We start from the raw sequence: 16519 nt of genomic DNA, 5'->3' as shown, positions 1-16519 counted from the left end.
GGTTCCGGGGGGCCGGCCGGGGTGCCGTCTGCCGAGGTCACCGGGAACGCCCGCTCAGACCGCTGCGGTGCCGGCGAGTTCGACCGTCCCCGCCACGCGGCGGAGTTTGCGCATCGGGCCCAGCTCACTGTCGTACACCCGCTTGACCCCGTCGCCCAGGGCCTCCTCGACCACCCGGATGTCGCGCACCAGGCGCTGCAGACCGCCCGGTTCGACGGAGGCGGCCTGGTCCGAGCCCCACATCGCGCGGTCGAGGGTGATGTGCCGCTCGACGAACACCGCGCCGAGCGCGACCGCGGCGAGCGTGGTCTGCAGGCCCGTCTCGTGACCGGAGTAACCGATGGGCACATTGGGGTACTCGGCCATCAGAGTGCCGATCACCCGCAGATTGAGCTCGGCCGCCTTCGCGGGATACGTGGACGTGGCGTGGCAGAGCACGATGTTCTCGCTGCCCAGCACCTCCACGGCGTGCCGGATCTGCTGCGGCGTCGACATGCCCGTCGACAGCACGACGGTACGGCCCGTCGCGCGCAGGGCGCGCAGCAGCTCGTCGTCCGTGAGCGAGGCCGAGGCCACCTTGTGCGCCGGCACGTCGAACTTCTCCAGGAAGGCCACCGACTCGACGTCCCACGGCGAGGCGAACCACGCCACGCCGCGCATGCGGCAGTGCTCGTCGATCGCGCGGTACTCCTCCTCGCCGAACTCGACGCGGTGCCGGTAGTCGATGTACGTCATGCGGCCCCACGGCGTGTCGCGCTCCAGCTGCCACTGGTCACGCGGCGTGCACACCTCGGGCGTGCGCTTCTGGAACTTCACCGCGTCGCAACCGGCGGCGGCCGCCGCGTCGATCAGCGCGAGGGCGGTGGTGAGATCGCCGTTGTGGTTGATGCCGATCTCACCGGTGACGTAGACGGGGTGGCCGGGGCCCACGGGGCGGTCGCCGAGCATCCGGGTCCGGGTACGCGGAGCGGAGGTCATCACGGGGGTTCTTCCTTAGGGCTCAGGGCTTAGGGCTGGGGAAGTGAGGACTGCTGCTGCAGAGAAGGTCCGAGGAGCCAGGCCGCGATCTCGCGCACCGCGCCGCGCCCGCCACGGGCCGCGGTCACGGCCCGGGCCGCGGCCCGCACGACCGGATGCGCGTCGGCCACCGCGACCGGCCAGCCGGCGAGCGCCATGCACGGCAGGTCGTTGACGTCGTTGCCGGCATACAGCACGCGATCCGGATCGACGCCCTGCTCGGCACACCACTGCTTGAGCGCGACGTCCTTGCGCTCACTGCCGTGGATCACGGGCACCCCGAGCTTGCGGGCACGCGCGGCCACCACGGGATTCGTCTCCGACGACAGGACCAGCACCGCCAGCCCGGCCCGGCGCAGCGCCGCCACGCCCAGGCCGTCGCCGCGGTGCACGGCGACGAGCTCGCGACCGTCGGCATCGATCAGGACGCGGTCGTCCGTCTGCGTGCCGTCGAAGTCCAGGACGACCGCGTCGACGGCGCCCGGGGCGGGCCGGGCCTGCGTCTCCAGCAAAGGGGCCAGGGCGCGGGCCCGCTCCAGGTCGTGCGGGTCGTCTATCTCCAGCACGCGGGAGGGATCGGTGACGACGAGGTCGGTACGGCCGAAGAAGCGGTGGCGGGTGGTGCGGAAGGGGTGGGCGCGCATGGCGTAGGCGGCGCCGGTCTCCAGGAACTCGGGGGTCCGGTCCTGGCGGCGGGGGCGGTGGGCGGGGTCGTGGTTTACGCCGGTGCCGGGGGCGGGTGCGCCTGCGGCGGGCTGTGCCCCGGTCCCGCCCTCTCCCCGTCTCCCGGGGGCTCCGCCCCCGGACCCCCGGTCCTCAAACGCCGGACGGGCTGGGGGTGGTACCTGCCTGTTTGTGGGCAGGCGTTCCGCTGGGGGTCCCCCCAGCGGTAGCTGGGGGAGGAACGGGTGGGCACAAACCAGCCCGCCGGACCGCACCGCCCCCGGTTCGCCGGTCCGCCACACGAAGCCGTGGAACGGGGCCACCGTCAGGGCCGTGTCCGCGCCGGCGTCGAGGACGGCGGCCGCGACGCCGTCGATGTCGGTCGCCGTCAGGAACGGGCTCGTGCACTGCACCAGCAGGACGACGTCCACGCGGCACCCGTGCGCCCCCTCGTACGTCTCCATCGCATGCAGCACCGCCCCCTCACTGCTCGCCGTGTCCCCCGACAGCTCCGCCGGGCGGTGGACGATCTCCGCTCCCGCGGCTTCGGCCGCGGCAGCGATCGCGGGGTCGTCCGTCGAGACGACGACGTCGGTCACGAGCTGCGCCGCCCGGCACTCCCGTACCGCCCGTGCCACGAGTGGCACGCCCCCCACGGGGGCGAGGTTCTTGGCGGGGACGCCCTTGGAGCCGCCGCGGGCGGGGATGACCGCCAGGACCACAGCCATCACAGTTCTCCCAACCGGCGCACGACCGGCGCCACGCGCTGCACTCCGTGCCGGTACGCCCCGCGGGCCGCCTCCCGCAGGACGCCGCGGACGGCCTCCCGGACGGCTCCCCGCGACGGCGGGGGTTCGCGCAGGGGGCGGCCCTGGGGGTCGAAGCCGTGGCGGGCGAGGATGCCGGGGAGGTAGCCGGGGGCCGTGTGCGCGGAGTAGTAGGGGTCCAGGGGCGGGAGGGCCGGGCGGGCGGCGAGTTCGGCGACGCGGGTGCGGGCCGTGTCGAAGGCCCGGGCGTAGGAGCCGTCCGGTGCCACGCCCTGCCGGTCGGCCCAGGCGGTGTCGGCCTTGGGCAGGTGGCCGGCGTCGAGGTCGTCCCAGGAGGCGAGGCAGCCGGAGCCGAGGAAGTGGTGGTTGCCGAGGGTTTCGCGGATGCCGAGGTCGGTCAGGACGGCGGTCGGGATGCCGCGGTGGAGGGATTCGAGGGCGGCGGTGGAGCTGACGGTGACCAGGAGGTCGGTGCGGTCGAGGACGTCGCTCATGTGTCCGTAGACGAGGCGGCAGTTGGGCGGGAGCCCACCCGGGAGACGGGCCGCGAGCTTCTGGTACGGGAGTTCTTCGATGTGCGTGGTGTGTTCGCCGGGGCGGCTGCGCAGTTTGATGAGCACCTCGCGGCCGGGGTGGGCGCGTGCGTGGCGGACGGCGCGTTCCAGGAGGTGGCGGCGGTCGGCGCGGTTGTCCGGTACGGAGGGCTGGGCGGCGAAGACGACGGTGAAGGGGCGCCGGGCGTCCGGCGCGTACGGGGTGCCGCCGAGGAACGGCAGCGCGCACTCGGTGACCGCGCCGGCATCGGCGCCCACCCCCTCGTACACGGCGCGGAAGCGCTCCGCGTCGTGGCGGGAGTTGGCGAGGACGACGTCCGCGCCGTGCCGCAGCAGCAGGCCGTCGGCGAGCTTCTCGTAGACGACGCCGACGTAGCCGGTGACGACGACGGGCCGGTGCGGCGCGTCCCGCCAGGCGTGCCGCAGCCCGTGCAGGAGGGCCTGGACGGCGCCGCCGACGCAGGCGAGCACCACGACGTCGTACCGGTCCCGGCCGGCCGCGGCGGCGAAGGCGCCGCCGGTGACCTCGCCCAGGCTGTCCGCGCGGACGCCGACCTCGCTCAGTTGCCGTACGGTCGGTGTGGCCCGGCCCCGCAGCAGGTGGCCGTGCAGCCGACCGTCGGGGGCGAGGCGGCGCGCGGTCAGCGCGCCCCATTTCCACCGGGTGTCGGAGTCCGCGAGCACGGCGACGCGCCGCGGGAATTCGGTACGTGATGGCACGTCGCCGACGATAGGAATGCATTCCGTTTCACTGCCCAACGCCACTTCAACAAGCGGTGAACAGCACGTCGACGGACGGCGAATCGGCTCGCAGGACAAGGCGGTTCATCGATCCGCCGTGCTTCGTTCACTTCGGATTCCGCCCGCTGTCAGAGCGAATGCCGGGGCAGCGCTTAACGTGCGGTGAGTGGTCAAGCTCTCGGTCATCGTGCCGTTCTTCAACGTGCAGACATACGCTTCCGACACACTGAGGAGCCTGGAGGCGAACAGTTTCGAGGGTGTCGAATTCCTGCTCGTCGACGACTGTTCGACGGACGGCACGGCGGCCCTGCTGGAGCGGGCCGCCCGCCGGCTGCCGGGGGCCCGGCTGCTGCGGCACGCGCGCAACGAGGGGCTGGCCACGGCCCGCAACACCGGGCTGGAAGCGGCGCGCGGGCAGTACGTCACCTTCCTCGACGGCGACGACTGGCTGGCCCCCGGCCACTACGGGCGGCTGCTGGCGGTGATCGAGGAGCTGGGCGTGGACTTCGTGCGCACCGACCACGTGCAGTGCACCGGCCGCGCCCGGACCGTCCAGCGGGTGCCCGTGGGCCCGCGCGGGGTGGCGCTGGCGCCGCGGGAGGCGATCCTGCCGGCCGACCGCTCGACCTGCGTCGACTATCCGTACGCCTGGGCCGGCATCTACCACCGGCGGCTGCTGGAGGCGGGGCTGCTGCATTTCGTGCCCGGGCTGCGCACCGCCGAGGACCGGCCGTGGATCTGGCGTCTGCACCGCGAGGCGCAATCCTTCGCCGTCAGCGGACTGCTGGGGATTTTCTACCGCCGCGGCGTCGCCACCTCGCTCACCCAGATCGGTGACGAACGCCAACTCGATTTCCTTCGCGCATTCGATCGGGTAATCGAGGAAACGGCCGCCGACCCGGACGCGGGAGAACTCCTGCCGAAAGCCGTGCGCACCTATTGCGCGATCATTTCCCACCACCTCGGGAACATCGAGCGATTCGAACCCGCGGTCGCCCGGAAACTGCGCACGCGCAGCGCGGCTGCCCTGGGGCGCCTGCCCCGGCCGCTGGTGGACGGCGCGCTGGACGCCATGGACGTGGACCGCGCCACTGCGCTGCGCCGGCTGCGCCGCCGCCCGCTCGCCGCGAAGGCGGCCGCCTGATGCCGGCGCCCGCGCCGCGCCGGCGCACGCAGCTGTTCCTCGCCTCCACCCTGTACGGCGCCGCCACCCTGGCCGCCGCCCTCGACGCCGGGCTCTTCCCCGCCGCCGACCGCCGCCTGCTGGTCGTCGCCAACACCGCGGCCGTGCCCGAGACCACGCCCGCCTTCGACACCGCCCCGGGCTTCGAGCGGCTGCGCTCCCGCTTCGACGGCGTGCTGTCGTGGAACGAGGCGATCAGCCCCCTGCACCCCACCGGCTGGTCCCCGCGCCCGGACGACGTCCCCCTGTGGGAGCGGCACCTGCGGCTGCTGTGGGGGCTGGGGACGGACGAGATCTCCATCGCCCTGGAGTCCCTGCAGGTCAACCCGGCCCTCGCGGTCGCCCAGGTGTTCGCGGACGCGGCCCTGGACGTCTACGCCGACGGGCTCATGAGCTACGGCCCCACGCGCAGCAGGCTCGACCCGCTGATCGGCACCCGGGTGGGCCGCCTGCTCCACCTCGACCTGGTGCCGGGCCTGGAACCACTGCTGCTGACCGAGTTCGGCGTGCCGCAGGTGGTTGTGCCGGGCGAGGTCTTCACCAAGGTGCTGGCCGAGCTCGCGGACGCCTGCGCGGCCGGGCTGCCCGCCGCGCCCGAGGGCGCGGCCCTCGTGCTCGGCCAGTACCTGTCGGCCCTGGACATCCTCTCCCCCGAGGAGGAGGAGCGCCTGCACGTGCGCATGCTGCGCGGTGCGGTCGGCCGCGGGCACCGCGAGGTGGTCTTCAAACCGCACCCCTCGGCCCCGGCCCGCTGGTCGACGCTGCTGGAGGAGGAGGCGCAGCGGCTCGGCGCCCGGCTGACCGTCCTGGACACGCCCGTCCTCGCCGAGGTCGTCTACCAGCGGCTGCGGCCCGCGCTCGTCGTCGCCTGCTTCTCCACGGCCCTGCTCACCGCACGCACCTTCTACGGCCTGCCCGTGGCCCGCGCGGGCACCGGCCTGCTGCTGGAGCGCCTCACCCCGTACCAGAACAGCAACCGCGTGCCCGTCACACTCGTCGACGCACTCCTCGACGACGTCGAGGAAGTCGGGGACGTCGGGGAAGTCGGGGAAAGCAGCGGCGGTGCCCCGCCCCCGGCCGGCCTCGAAGGACTGCTGGCCGCCGTCGGCTTCGCGATGCAGCCGCAGGTGCTGCCCGGGCTGCGCCCCGCCGCCGAGCGCTACCTGGCCGCCCACCTGGACGCCCGTACGTGGCGCTACTTCAAACGGCGCCGGCTGACCGCGCTGGGGCTGCCCGGCGCCGTCCCGGCCCAGCTCGCCTTCCTGCCCCGCAGCCGGCGCGTGCGCAGGCTGGTGCGCCGGGTGCGGGCCCTGCGCCGGAGGCCGGCATGACGCTCCTGGACGTTCCCGCGCAGGCGGCGCAGCCGCAGCAGGAGCCCGCCCGGCCCGCCGGGCGGCTGTACGCCCTGGACGGGCTGCGGCTGGTGGCCGCCCTGATGGTGGCGCTGTACCACTACGGCGGCCGGGACGGGGACGTCTCGCGCGCCTGGGGCGCCTCGCCGCGCCACGAATTCCCGCACCTGTCGGCGGCGTTCGCGTACGGCTGCCTGGGCGTGCAGATCTTCTTCGTCATCAGCGGCTTCGTGATCTGCATGAGCGGCTGGGGCCGCCCCCTGCGCGCGTTCTTCGCCTCGCGCGCCGCCCGCCTCTACCCCGCCTACTGGGCGGCGATCGTGCTCGTCACGCTGGTCTTCGCGCTGCCGTGGGTGGCGTACAAGGCGGTCTCCCCCAGCGACACGCTCGTCAACCTCACCATGCTCCAGCAGCCCGCGGGCGCCGAGCGGGTGCTCGGGGTGTGCTGGACGCTGTGGGCGGAGGTGCGCTTCTACGCCCTCTTCGCGCTGTTCGTCGTGCTGCCCGGCGCCTCGCGCCGGCGGGTGGTGCTGTTCTGCGCGGCGTGGACGCTGATGACGGTCGTCACCACGGCGTCGCACGTGGAGTTCCTGCGCGTGGTGGTCATGCCGGAGCACTCGATGTTCTTCATCGGCGGCATCGGCCTGTATCTGGTGCACCGCTTCGGCAACGACGCGACCGCCTGGGGCATCGTCGCCGTGAGCTTCCTGCTCGGCCAGCACTACGCGGTGGCGGGGCTCGTCCACCCGCCGAACCCGCACTACTTCTCCACCCGCTCCGCCTACGTCGTCATCGCCGTCCTCGCCCTCGGGTACGCGGCCGTCGCGGCGGTGGCCACCGGCAGGACGGGCTGGGCGACGTGGCGGTGGCTTCCGCTCGCGGGCGCGCTGACGTACCCGTTCTACCTGGTGCACGAGCACCTGGGGTGGGTGGTGATCGGCGCCCTGCACCGGGGGCTGGTCATCCCCTCGTACGTGACGTTCGCGCTGACGCTGCTGGTGATGCTGGTGCTGGCGTGGGCGCTGCACCGGTTCGTGGAGCGGCGGTTCACGCCCGTGCTGCGCAGGTCACTGAGCAGGTAGCAGGGTCGCCTCGATACCGGCGACGACGGCCCGCAGGCCGGTCTCGAAGCCCGCCTCCAGGTCGCCGAACACCTCCCAGCCCGCCTCGGTGGCCAGCGGGTGCCCCTCGATGCGGCGGGCGCGCTCGGTCAGGTCGTAGACCGGGTCGCGCTCCCCGCCGGGGACGGGGTAGACCGACTGCTCCTCCATGACGTGGCCCATGGTGTACGTGTTGACGGTGAACCAGGCGCGGGCCGCCGCGCGCGGCGTGAAGCCGGCGGCCACCAGCACCCGCATCGCCCCCTCCAGCGGTCCCGCGTAGCTGTCGTCCGTGAAGCGGGTGCCGCCGAAGACCTTGGCGCCGTCGCGGTACTCCAGCAGGGTGCGGCGCTGCACCCGCGCGCAGTCGGCCAGGAACGTGCGCCAGTCGCCCGGGTCGAGGGCGCTCAGGTCGTCCGCCATGCGACGGAAGATCACCGTCGCCATCTCGTCGAGCAGTTCCTGCTTGTTCTTGAAGTGCCAGTACAGGGCCGGGGCGCGGCAGTCGAGTTCCTGGGCGATCCGGCGCAGGGTCAGGCCCTCCAGGCCCACGTCGTTCAGCAGCCGGAGCGCGGTGTCGGCCACGAGGGACCGGTCGATGCGAGAAGCCACGCTTGACAGCTTAACGCTGTTCAGTTCAGGCTGACAGTGCCATGAACTTAACAACGTTAAGCACAAGGGAGGGGCGCCCCATGGACCCTGAGCACACCGAGGTGCTGATCGCCGGAGCCGGCCCCACCGGCCTCGTCCTCGCCATCGACCTCGCCCGCCGCGGCATACCCCACCGCCTCGTCGAACGCTCCGGGCGCACCTTCCCCGGCTCCCGGGGCGCCGGCATCCAGCCGCGCACCCTCGAGATGTTCGACGACCTCGGGGTGGTGGACGCCGTCCTCGCCGACAGCGGCCCCGTCCTGCCCATCCAGAACTGGGACGGCCGCCGGCGCGGCGAAGCCCGCCCCCTGGCCGAACCCGCCGCCGACTCCCCCGGCACCCCCTACCGCACCCCGCGGATGCTGCCGCAGCGGCGCACCGTCGACATCCTGCGGACACGCCTCGAAGAACTCGGCGGCAGCGTGGAGTTCGACACCGAACTCACCGGCTTCGAGCAGGACGCGGACGGAGTCACCGCCACCCTCGGCACCGGCGCCACCGTACGGGCCCGCCACCTGGTCGCCACCGACGGCGGACGCAGCACCGTCCGCAAGGCCCTCGGCGTGCCCTTCCACGGCAACGACGTCACCACCGGGCGTGCGATCGTCGCCGACCTCGTGCTCGGCGGACCGGACGCCGACGCCTTCGACACCGACCACTGGCACATGTGGCCGCGGGCCGAGGGCGGACTGGTGACCATCAACCAGCTGCCCGGCGCCACTTCGAAGCAGATCATCGCCATCTTCGACGACCCCGGCCGCGAACTCGACATCGACCGCGACGCCACGCCCGAGGCGCTCGGACGGCTCCTGAGCGAACGCACCGGCCACCGGCTGACCGTCCACGAGATCCACTGGGCCTCGGTCTACCGGCCCCGCGTGGCCATGGCCGAACGCTTCCGCGTCGGCCACGTCCTGCTCGCCGGCGACGCGGCCCACGTCCACCCGCCGTCCGGCGGACAGGGCCTCAACACCAGCGTCCAGGACGCGTACAACCTGGGCTGGAAGCTCGAAGCCGTCCTGCGGCGCGGAGCCGACGACACGCTGCTCGACACGTACGACGAGGAACGGCGCGGCATCGCCGGCGGCGTCCTCGGCCTCTCCCAGCGCGTCTTCCGCGCCGACCGGGCCGACGGGGGCTTCTCCGTCCGCGGCCCCGAGACGCACCAGCTGACACTCGGGTACCGGGGCGGGGCGCTCAGCCGCGAGACGCGGCGCGGGCTGGGGCCCGATGCCGGTGCCGATGCCGCTGCCCTCAGGGCGGGCGACCGCGCGCCGGACGCGCCGCTGGCCGACGGGGCGCTCTTCGACGCGTTCCGGGGGCCGCACTTCACGGTGCTGGTGGTGGGGGACGAGGCGGGGGCAGTGCCGGTGCCGGAGTGGGTGCGGGTGTGCCGGGTGCCGGCGGAGGGGTACGTGAAGGAGGCGTACGGGCCGGGGGTGTTCGTGATCCGGCCGGACGGGTATGTGGGGTTGGCGGCGGATGACGTGGCCGGCGTGCCGGACTATCTGCGGGTCGTGGGCGGTTAGGGCCCTACGGGCCCGGGGGTGGTGCGGCCCGGTGGGCCGGTTTGTGCCCACCCGTTCCGCCCTGCGGAACGCCTGCCCACAAACCGGCGGGGCCGGGGGTCCGGGGGCTTGCTCCCGGGAAACGGTGAAAGGGCGGGGCCGGGGCTCAGCCCGCCGCAGGCGCCCCCCTACAGCACCAGCGAAAGGCCCAGCACGCTCACCAGCCCCGTCACCGAGACCACCGTCTCCATCAGGGACCACGTCCGCACCGTCTCCCCCACCGTCATCCCGAAGTACTCCTTCACCATCCAGAACCCCGCATCGTTGACGTGCGAGAAGAACAGCGATCCCGCCCCCACCGCCAGCACCAGCAGTGCCGTGTGCGTCGTGCTCATGTCCGCCGCCAGGGGGGCGACGAGGCCGGCGGCCGAGATCGTGGCGACCGTCGCGGAGCCCGTCGCCAGGCGGATGGCCACGGCGATGAGCCAGGCCAGGAGCAGCGGGGAGAGGGACCAGTCCTTGGAGACCTCCAGGATCATGCGGCCGACGCCCGCGTCCACGAGGGTCTGTTTGAAGCCGCCGCCGGCGCCGACGATGAGGAGGATGCCGGCGATGGGGGCGAAGGCCTTCTCGACGGAGGCGGGGACGGAGTCGGTGCCGCGGCCGAGGGTGGCCATGCCGACCAGGACGGCCAGCAGCAGTGCGATCAGGGGTGAGCCGATGACGTCGGCCGCGCGCTGCACGGGGTGGTGGGGGTCGTCGACGACGACGTCCGTGACGGCCTTGGCGAGCATGAGGGCCACGGGCAGCAGCACGGTCGCGACGGAGGCGGCGAACCCGGGGCGAGGGCGGTCCGCCTCGCGCTCGGCGGAGGGCTCCGGTATCAGGGCCGGCGGCGGTGCGACGTCCACCCACCGTGCCGCGTACCGCGCGAACAGCGGTCCGGCGATCACCGCCGTGGGGACGGCGACCAGCACGCCGAGCGCGAGGGTGACGCCGAGGTCGGCGCCGATGGCGTCGACGGCGGCGAGCGGTCCGGGGTGGGGCGGGACGAGGCCGTGCATGACGGACAGGCCGGCCAGGGCGGGGATGCCGATGCGCATCAGGGAGTGGCCGCCGCGCCGGGCGACCAGCAGGACGACCGGCACCAGCAGCACGATGCCGACCTCGAAGAAGAGCGGCAGTCCGATGACGCCGGCGATGAGCACCATGGCCCAGGGCATGGTGCGGGTGCCGGCCCTGGCGAGGATGGTGTCGACGATGCGGTCGGCCCCGCCGGAGTCCGCGAGCAGCCGTCCCAGGATCGATCCGAGGGCGATGAGCACGCCGACGCCCGCGACGGTCGAGCCGAGTCCGGTGGTGAAGGAGGCGACGGTCTTCTCCAGCGGTGCGCCGGCCGCGACGCCCAGGACGAGCGTGCCGACGGTCAGGGCCAGGAAGGCGTGGAGCTTGAGCCGGCCGATGAGGACGACGATGACGGCGATGCCGACGAGGACGGCGATGCCGAGCCGGGCATGGCCCGCAGTGGTGATCGGTGCGGCGGGGGCCGCGGCCAGCATCTCGACGCTGAGAGTGCTCACGGGGCTTCCTCAGAGGGTCTTCAGGGAGTCTTCAGGGGAGTCGGGTCAGGGCGGCGACGGCCCGTTCGGCCACGGTCCGCGGGCCGGGCGCGACGTCGACGGTGACGCCGGCCTCGTCGGCCCCGAGGGGTTCGAGCGTGGCGAACTGCGAGTCCAGCAGCCCGGGTTTCATGAAGTGGCCGGTGCGGGCCGCCATCCGGGCGGCGATGAGGTCGCGGTCGCCGGTGAGGTGCAGGAAGACGGTGCCGGGGGCGGCGGCGCGCAGCCTGTCGCGGTAGGCGCGTTTGAGGGCGGAGCAGCTGACGACGCCGCCGCGGCCGTGCGCGGCCTGTTGGTGCAGCCAGGCGCCGACGGCGTCGAGCCAGGGGGCGCGGTCGGCGTCGTCGAGGGGGATGCCGGCGGTCATCTTGGCGATGTTGGCGGCGGGGTGGAGGTCGTCGCCGTCGGCGTACGGCATGTCCAGGGCCCGGGCCACCAGGGCGCCGACCGTGCTCTTGCCGGTGCCGGCGACGCCCATCACGACAATGCTCATCACCCGGCCACCCAAACGGATGAGTACGACTTATTCAAGCCACTGTGATGTAAACGTCATACTTATTGCGCTGTGTGCCGGCCCGTACGCTGGGCGCATGGACAACGGACTGCACGCCCGCGTGCTGGACTCCCTGGGGCCCGCGATCACGGCCGGGGAGTACCCGCCGGGCAGCGTGCTGCGCACGGACGAACTCGAGCAGCGGTTCGAGGTCTCGCGCACCGTCGTCCGCGAGGTCATACGCGTCCTGGAGGCCATGCGCCTGGTCGCCTCCCGGCGCCGGGTCGGGGTGACCGTCCGGCCGGCCGAGGAGTGGAACGTCTACGACCCGCAGGTCATCCGCTGGCGGCTGGCCGGGCCGGACCGCCCGCGCCAGCTGCGCTCGCTGACGGTGCTGCGCTCGGCGGTCGAGCCGGTCGCCGCCGGGCTGGCGGCCCGGCACGCGACCGCGGAGCAGTGCGCGGAGCTGACGGAGCACGCCCTGGGCATGGTGGCCACCTCGCGCGGCCAGCAGCTGGAGGGGTATTTGGTCCACGACGTCGCCTTCCACCGGGTGATCCTGCGGTCCTCGGGGAACGAGATGTTCGCGCAGCTGGGGGACGTGGTGGCCGAGGTGCTCACGGGCCGCACGCGCCATCACGTGATGTTCACCGACCCCGACCCGGCCGCGGTCACCCTGCACGTGCGCGTCGCCGAGGCGGTGCGCGAACACGACGCGGCGCGGGCGGAGGCCCTGACGCGGGAGATCGTCACCGGCGCGATGGCAGAACTCGACGTCCTGGCCCCGTAAGGGGCGCGGGGAACTGCGCGACAAGCCACGACGCGCCCGCAGACGAAGTGCCGTGCTGCTCCGCCCTAGCGCGGGTGGCCCGGCGGCCAGGTCTCGTACCAGCGCTGGTCGGCCTCCAGCTGGGCGGCCAGCGAGATCAGCAGCGGTTCGCTGTTGGAGGGGCCGAGCAGCTGGACGCCCGTCGGCAGCCCCTCCTCCGTCAGCCCCGACGGCACGCTGACCGCCGGCCAGCCGAGCACGTTCCACGGCCAGGCGTACGGGCAGGCGGCGATCACGCGGGAGTTGGTGTCGCGGCTGCGGAGCCCGGCCAGGTCGCCGGTGCGCAGCGGCGGTACGGCCGTGGTCGGGGTCAGCACGGCGTCGAACCGCCAGAACAGCTCGCCGATCCGGCGCCGCAGCGGTGCCTCGGCCGCGCGGGCCGCCCGCAGCACCTCGCCGCCGAGCAGCAGCCCGCCGCGCGCGTTGGCGCGGGTGCGGGCGTCGAGCAGCGCGCGGTCGGGCACGCGCGCCGTCCAGTCGCGTATGCCCGCCATGGAGCGGGGCACGAAGGCCAGCCCGATGGGCCCGTAGCGCAGCTCCTCCTCCACCACCTCGTGCCCGAGCAGGGCCAGCCGGTCGGCGATGCGCAGGGTGGCGGCGCGCACGGCGGGGTGCAGCCAGTGGCGTACGGCGGCGAAGGCGGGGCGCAGGGAGAGGGCGATGCGCAGCCGGCGGCGGGGCTCGTGGCCGGCGGCGGCGAGGACGTCGACGGCGGGCGGGCGGTGCAGGTCGCCCTCGTGGGAGCCGGCGGCGGCGTGCAGCAGCAGGGCGGCGTCGGCGACGCTGCGGGCCAGCGGCCCGTCGCAGGTGATGCCGCGGAAGGCCTCGCGGTGGGGCCAGGTGGAGATGCGGCCGCGCTGCGGCTTGATGCCGACCAGGTGCGTCCAGGCGGCGGGGATGCGGATGGAGCCGGCCCCGTCGGAGCCGAGGGCCGCGGGGACGAGCCCGGCGGCGACGGCGGCGGCGGAGCCGCCGGAGGAGCCGCCGGGGGTGTGCTTGAGGTTCCAGGGGTTGCGGGTCACCCCGAACGCCGGGCCGTCGGTGACGGGCCACTGGCCGAGCTCGGGGGTGTTCGTCTTGCCGACGACGATGGCGCCGGCGGCACGTAATCGGCGCACGGCCTCGCAGTCGGTGCGCTGCGGCGGGAAGATTCCGGGGCAGCCGAAGGCGGTGGGTTCGCCGGCCAGGTCCATGTCGTCCTTGACGGCCACGGGCACGCCCAGGAGCGGCAGGCGTTCGCCGGCGGCGAGGCGCTCGTCGGCCGCGCGGGCCTCCTCGACGGCCCGTTCGGCGCGGACGAGCCGGAAGGCGTTGATCGTGCTCTGGGTGGCCTCGATCCTGCGCAGGGCCCGCTCGACGAGCTCGCGCGCACTGACCTCGCGCTCGGCGAGGGCCCGGGCCTGGGCGGCGAGGCCCTCGGGCCATTCACTTCCGTAACCGGTCACGGGGGTTCCCTTCCCGTGGCCGAACACGTGTTAACCGTACGGGCGTTTGCCACTCCCGGCGGGCTCCGCGGACAACAAATAACCCCGGCCGAAATCCGGCCGGGGTATATTGGTTGTTTCCATGCCTGAGCCCAACTCAACGCATGGGGAAGCTTGATGAGGCCATCATATCCGTGCGGGAGCCGAATTGTCAATCGCCGAAACCGCGGTGAACGCGGAAATGCGTCGTGAGCAGGAATTCATCGACCTGCTGCACGAACGCCTCACCGAACTGCGCACCCGGTCGGAAGCCGCGCTGCGCGCCGCGCTCGTGCCCGCCGGGAACACCTTCCAGTCGCGGCTGGAGCGCGACGTGCTGGTGGCCGAGCAGACGGGGCTGCTGGCGGCCTTCGACGCCGGGGAGCACGGGCTGTGCTTCGGCCGCCTGGCCTTCCGCGACGGGCGCGACCACCACATCGGCCGGATCGGCATCCGGCGCGACGACCCCGACCGCACGCCGCTGGTCGTCGACTGGCGCGCCGAGGTCGCCCGGCCGTTCTACCTGGCCACCGGGCACACGCCCATGGGGCTGCGGCGCCGCCGGCACATCAGCATGCAGGGCCGGCGGGTCACCGCCCTGCACGACGAGATCCTGGACCTGACCGACACCGAGCGCACCGGGCACGAGGGCAGCGACGCGGACGCGGTGCTGCTCGCCGCGCTGGACGCGGCGCGCACCGGGCGGATGCACGACATCGTGCAGACCATCCAGGCCGAGCAGGACCGCATCATCCGCGCCCCGCACCGCGGCGTGCTCGTGGTGGAGGGCGGCCCCGGCACCGGCAAGACCGTCGTCGCCCTGCACCGGGCGGCGTACCTGCTCTACGCGCACCGCGAGCAGCTGGCCCGGCGGGCCGTGCTGATCGTCGGCCCCAACCCGGCCTTCCTCGGCTACATCGGCGAGGTGCTGCCCTCGCTCGGCGAGACCGGCGTCCTGCTGGCCACGCCCGGCGAGCTGTTCCCCGGGGTGCGGGCGACGGCGGCGGACACGCCGCGCGCCGCCGAGGTCAAGGGGCGCGCGGAGATGGCCGGCGCCCTCGCCGCGTACGTGCGCGACCGGCAGATCCTGCCGGACCCGGAGCTGCGCATCGCGCACGAGGACGGCGAGCTGCTGCTGACCGCGGACATCGCCCGCGCGGCCCGGCAGGCGGCCCGTGCGACGAAGCTGCCGCACAACCTCGCCCGCCCCTACTTCGCCTTCCACGTCATCGACGCGCTGACCACCCAGCTCGCCGACCGCATCGGCGCCGACCCCTACGGCGGGCCCAACTTCCTCGGCCCCGACGACATCGCCCAGCTCGGCAAGGCGGTCGCGGGGAGCAGCGAGGTGCACGCCGCGATCGAGGAGCTGTGGCCGGCGCTCGTCCCGCAGCAGCTCGTCGCGGACTTCCTCGACGAGCCCTGCCACCTGGCCGAGGCCGACGCGGAGGCGATCCGCCGGCCCGCGGCCGGCTGGGACGGCGCCTGGACGCCCGCCGACGTGCCGCTGCTGGACGAGGCAGCCGAACTCCTCGGCGAGGACGACTCCGCCGCCCGCGCCGCCGCCGAGGCCGAGCGGCAGGAACGCATCGCCTACGCCCAGGGCGTGCTCGACCTGTCGTACGGCTCGCGCACCCAGGAGTTCGAGGACCGCGAGGACGAGGACTCGGAGGTGCTGGCCGCGCACGACCTGGTCGACGCCGAGCGCCTGGCCGAACGCCACGAGGAGGCCGACCACCGCAGCGCCGCCGAGCGCGCGGCCGCCGACCGCACCTGGGCGTTCGGCCATGTGATCGTCGACGAGGCGCAGGAGCTGTCGGCGATGGCCTGGCGGCTGCTGATGCGCCGCTGCCCGACCCGCTCGATGACGCTGGTCGGCGACCCGGCGCAGACCGCCGAACCGGGCGGCGTCGGCTCCTGGGAAGCGGCCCTCGCGCCGTACGTCGGCGACCGCTTCGAGCACGTGCGCCTGGGCGTCAACTACCGGACGCCCGCGGAGATCATGGAGGTCGCGGCGGCCGTCCTGCGCGCGTCCGGCGACCCCGCCGCCGCCCCGCCGCGCTCGGTCCGCTCGACGGGCGTGCGCCCCTGGGCGCTGCACACCGCCGACGTCCCCGGCGCGGTGGCCGCCGCGGTGGCCCGGGAGACGGACGGCACCGGCCGGCTGGCGGTGATCGCCCCGGCTCCCCTGCTCCCGGCACTGGCCACGGCCCTGCCGGACGCGTCGTGGGGCGTCGCCCCCGACCTGACGCGCCCGGTGGTGCTGCTCGACCCGCGGCAGGCCAAGGGCCTGGAGTTCGACACGGTGCTCGTGGCGGAACCGGCGGAGTTCGGCGGCAGTGACCTGTACGTCGCCCTGACCCGGGCGACGCAGCGCCTCGGCGTGATACACGCATCGGCACTGCCGGCGCCGCTTGCGGAGTGCGGTTTGCTGCCGCAGAGTTGACCGGCCTTTCCCGCCGGACCGGCGCCCCGTAGGGGCGCGGGGAACTGCGCGACAAGCCACGACGCGCCCGCAGGCGGAGTGCCGGGCTGCGCCCGGAGCGCTTCTGCGGGCTGTCGGTGGCCGATCGCGCAGT

13 protein-coding genes are annotated in these 16519 nt (G+C 74.0%); 6 read left to right on the top strand and 7 right to left on the bottom strand.

From position 1 onward, the window contains the following. Nucleotides 1-54 precede the first annotated feature (54 nt). From ABD361_RS01830 to ABD361_RS01820, 3 genes are read right to left on the bottom strand one after another with little or no spacing between them, the layout of a single operon-like run. The gene (locus ABD361_RS01830) at nt 55-978 is read right to left on the bottom strand and encodes an N-acetylneuraminate synthase family protein (protein WP_344432796.1); all 924 of its coding nucleotides are present in this window, start codon (nt 976-978) and stop codon (nt 55-57) included. A 29-nt stretch (nt 979-1007) separates the two neighbouring features. Continuing rightward, nucleotides 1008-2408 (bottom strand): cytidylyltransferase domain-containing protein, encoded by a 1401-nt coding sequence (locus tag ABD361_RS01825; RefSeq protein WP_344432795.1) that lies wholly within the window; start codon nt 2406-2408, stop codon nt 1008-1010. Then, nucleotides 2408-3721 (bottom strand): DUF6716 putative glycosyltransferase, encoded by a 1314-nt coding sequence (locus ABD361_RS01820; RefSeq protein ID WP_344432794.1) that lies wholly within the window; start codon nt 3719-3721, stop codon nt 2408-2410. Before ABD361_RS01820 ends, ABD361_RS01825 begins: the two co-directional genes overlap by 1 nt. Nucleotides 3722-3908: 187 nt before the next feature. Between ABD361_RS01820 and ABD361_RS01815 the strand changes: the two genes are divergently transcribed. From ABD361_RS01815 to ABD361_RS01805, 3 genes are read left to right on the top strand one after another with little or no spacing between them, the layout of a single operon-like run. Next, a complete protein-coding gene (locus ABD361_RS01815) occupies nt 3909-4886 on the top strand; it encodes a glycosyltransferase family 2 protein (protein WP_344432793.1) in 978 nt (325 codons plus the stop codon). Further along, on the top strand, nt 4886-6256 hold the full coding sequence (locus tag ABD361_RS01810; RefSeq protein ID WP_344432792.1) for a polysialyltransferase family glycosyltransferase: 1371 nt from the start codon (nt 4886-4888) through the stop codon (nt 6254-6256). The genes ABD361_RS01815 and ABD361_RS01810 overlap by 1 nt, the downstream gene beginning before the upstream one ends. Beyond that, nucleotides 6253-7359: an acyltransferase family protein gene (locus ABD361_RS01805; protein WP_344432791.1), complete on the top strand. Its 1107-nt coding sequence runs from the start codon at nt 6253-6255 to the stop codon at nt 7357-7359. Before ABD361_RS01810 ends, ABD361_RS01805 begins: the two co-directional genes overlap by 4 nt. Here ABD361_RS01805 and ABD361_RS01800 read toward each other — a convergent pair. Then, a complete protein-coding gene (locus ABD361_RS01800) occupies nt 7345-7989 on the bottom strand; it encodes a TetR/AcrR family transcriptional regulator C-terminal domain-containing protein (RefSeq protein WP_344432790.1) in 645 nt (214 codons plus the stop codon). The two genes, ABD361_RS01805 and ABD361_RS01800, sit on opposite strands and share 15 nt — an antisense overlap. Before the next feature lie 80 nt (nt 7990-8069). Between ABD361_RS01800 and ABD361_RS01795 the strand changes: the two genes are divergently transcribed. Next, nucleotides 8070-9557, top strand: coding sequence for an FAD-dependent monooxygenase (locus tag ABD361_RS01795; protein ID WP_344432789.1), 1488 nt, complete (start codon nt 8070-8072; stop codon nt 9555-9557). 167 nt (nt 9558-9724) lie between these two features. On the opposite strand, the gene ABD361_RS01790 is transcribed toward ABD361_RS01795, so the two are convergent. Both ABD361_RS01790 and ABD361_RS01785 read right to left on the bottom strand, forming a co-directional pair. Further along, nucleotides 9725-11116, bottom strand: coding sequence for a GntP family permease (locus tag ABD361_RS01790; protein ID WP_344432788.1), 1392 nt, complete (start codon nt 11114-11116; stop codon nt 9725-9727). Between the two features lie 31 nt (nt 11117-11147). Beyond that, nucleotides 11148-11648, bottom strand: coding sequence for a gluconokinase (locus tag ABD361_RS01785; RefSeq protein WP_344432787.1), 501 nt, complete (start codon nt 11646-11648; stop codon nt 11148-11150). 97 nt (nt 11649-11745) lie between these two features. Here ABD361_RS01785 and ABD361_RS01780 point away from each other — a divergent pair, with 97 nt between their 5' ends. Then, nucleotides 11746-12438, top strand: a complete 693-nt coding sequence (locus ABD361_RS01780) for a FadR/GntR family transcriptional regulator (RefSeq protein WP_344432786.1) — start codon at nt 11746-11748, stop codon at nt 12436-12438. A gap of 65 nt (nt 12439-12503) precedes the next feature. Here ABD361_RS01780 and ABD361_RS01775 read toward each other — a convergent pair whose 3' ends face one another. Continuing rightward, nucleotides 12504-13922 (bottom strand): amidase, encoded by a 1419-nt coding sequence (locus tag ABD361_RS01775; protein ID WP_344432785.1) that lies wholly within the window; start codon nt 13920-13922, stop codon nt 12504-12506. Between the two features lie 220 nt (nt 13923-14142). On the opposite strand from ABD361_RS01775, the gene ABD361_RS01770 reads away from it, so the two are divergent. After that, entirely contained in the window at nt 14143-16386 is a 2244-nt protein-coding gene (locus ABD361_RS01770; RefSeq protein WP_344432784.1) for a HelD family protein, read from the top strand. The last annotated feature ends 133 nt before the right edge of the window (nt 16387-16519 follow it).

This window comes from Streptomyces luteosporeus (assembly GCF_039532865.1).
Lineage (GTDB): Bacteria > Actinomycetota > Actinomycetes > Streptomycetales > Streptomycetaceae > Streptomyces > Streptomyces luteosporeus.
Note: the sequence above shows the minus strand (reverse complement) of the source record. Positions and strands in the feature narration are given on the sequence as shown.

Bases quoted from the DNA above. Each gene is read 5' to 3' on its own strand.
- ABD361_RS01830 (WP_344432796.1), bottom strand. From the start codon at position 978: ATGACCTCCGCTCCGCGTACCCGGACCCGGATGCTCGGCGACCGCCCC.
- ABD361_RS01825 (WP_344432795.1), bottom strand. From the start codon at position 2,408: ATGGCTGTGGTCCTGGCGGTCATCCCCGCCCGCGGCGGCTCCAAGGGC.
- ABD361_RS01810 (WP_344432792.1), top strand. From the start codon at position 4,886: ATGCCGGCGCCCGCGCCGCGCCGGCGCACGCAGCTGTTCCTCGCCTCC.
- ABD361_RS01805 (WP_344432791.1), top strand. From the start codon at position 6,253: ATGACGCTCCTGGACGTTCCCGCGCAGGCGGCGCAGCCGCAGCAGGAG.
- ABD361_RS01795 (WP_344432789.1), top strand. From the start codon at position 8,070: ATGGACCCTGAGCACACCGAGGTGCTGATCGCCGGAGCCGGCCCCACC.
- ABD361_RS01785 (WP_344432787.1), bottom strand. From the start codon at position 11,648: ATGAGCATTGTCGTGATGGGCGTCGCCGGCACCGGCAAGAGCACGGTC.
- ABD361_RS01780 (WP_344432786.1), top strand. From the start codon at position 11,746: ATGGACAACGGACTGCACGCCCGCGTGCTGGACTCCCTGGGGCCCGCG.
- ABD361_RS01770 (WP_344432784.1), top strand. From the start codon at position 14,143: ATGCGTCGTGAGCAGGAATTCATCGACCTGCTGCACGAACGCCTCACC.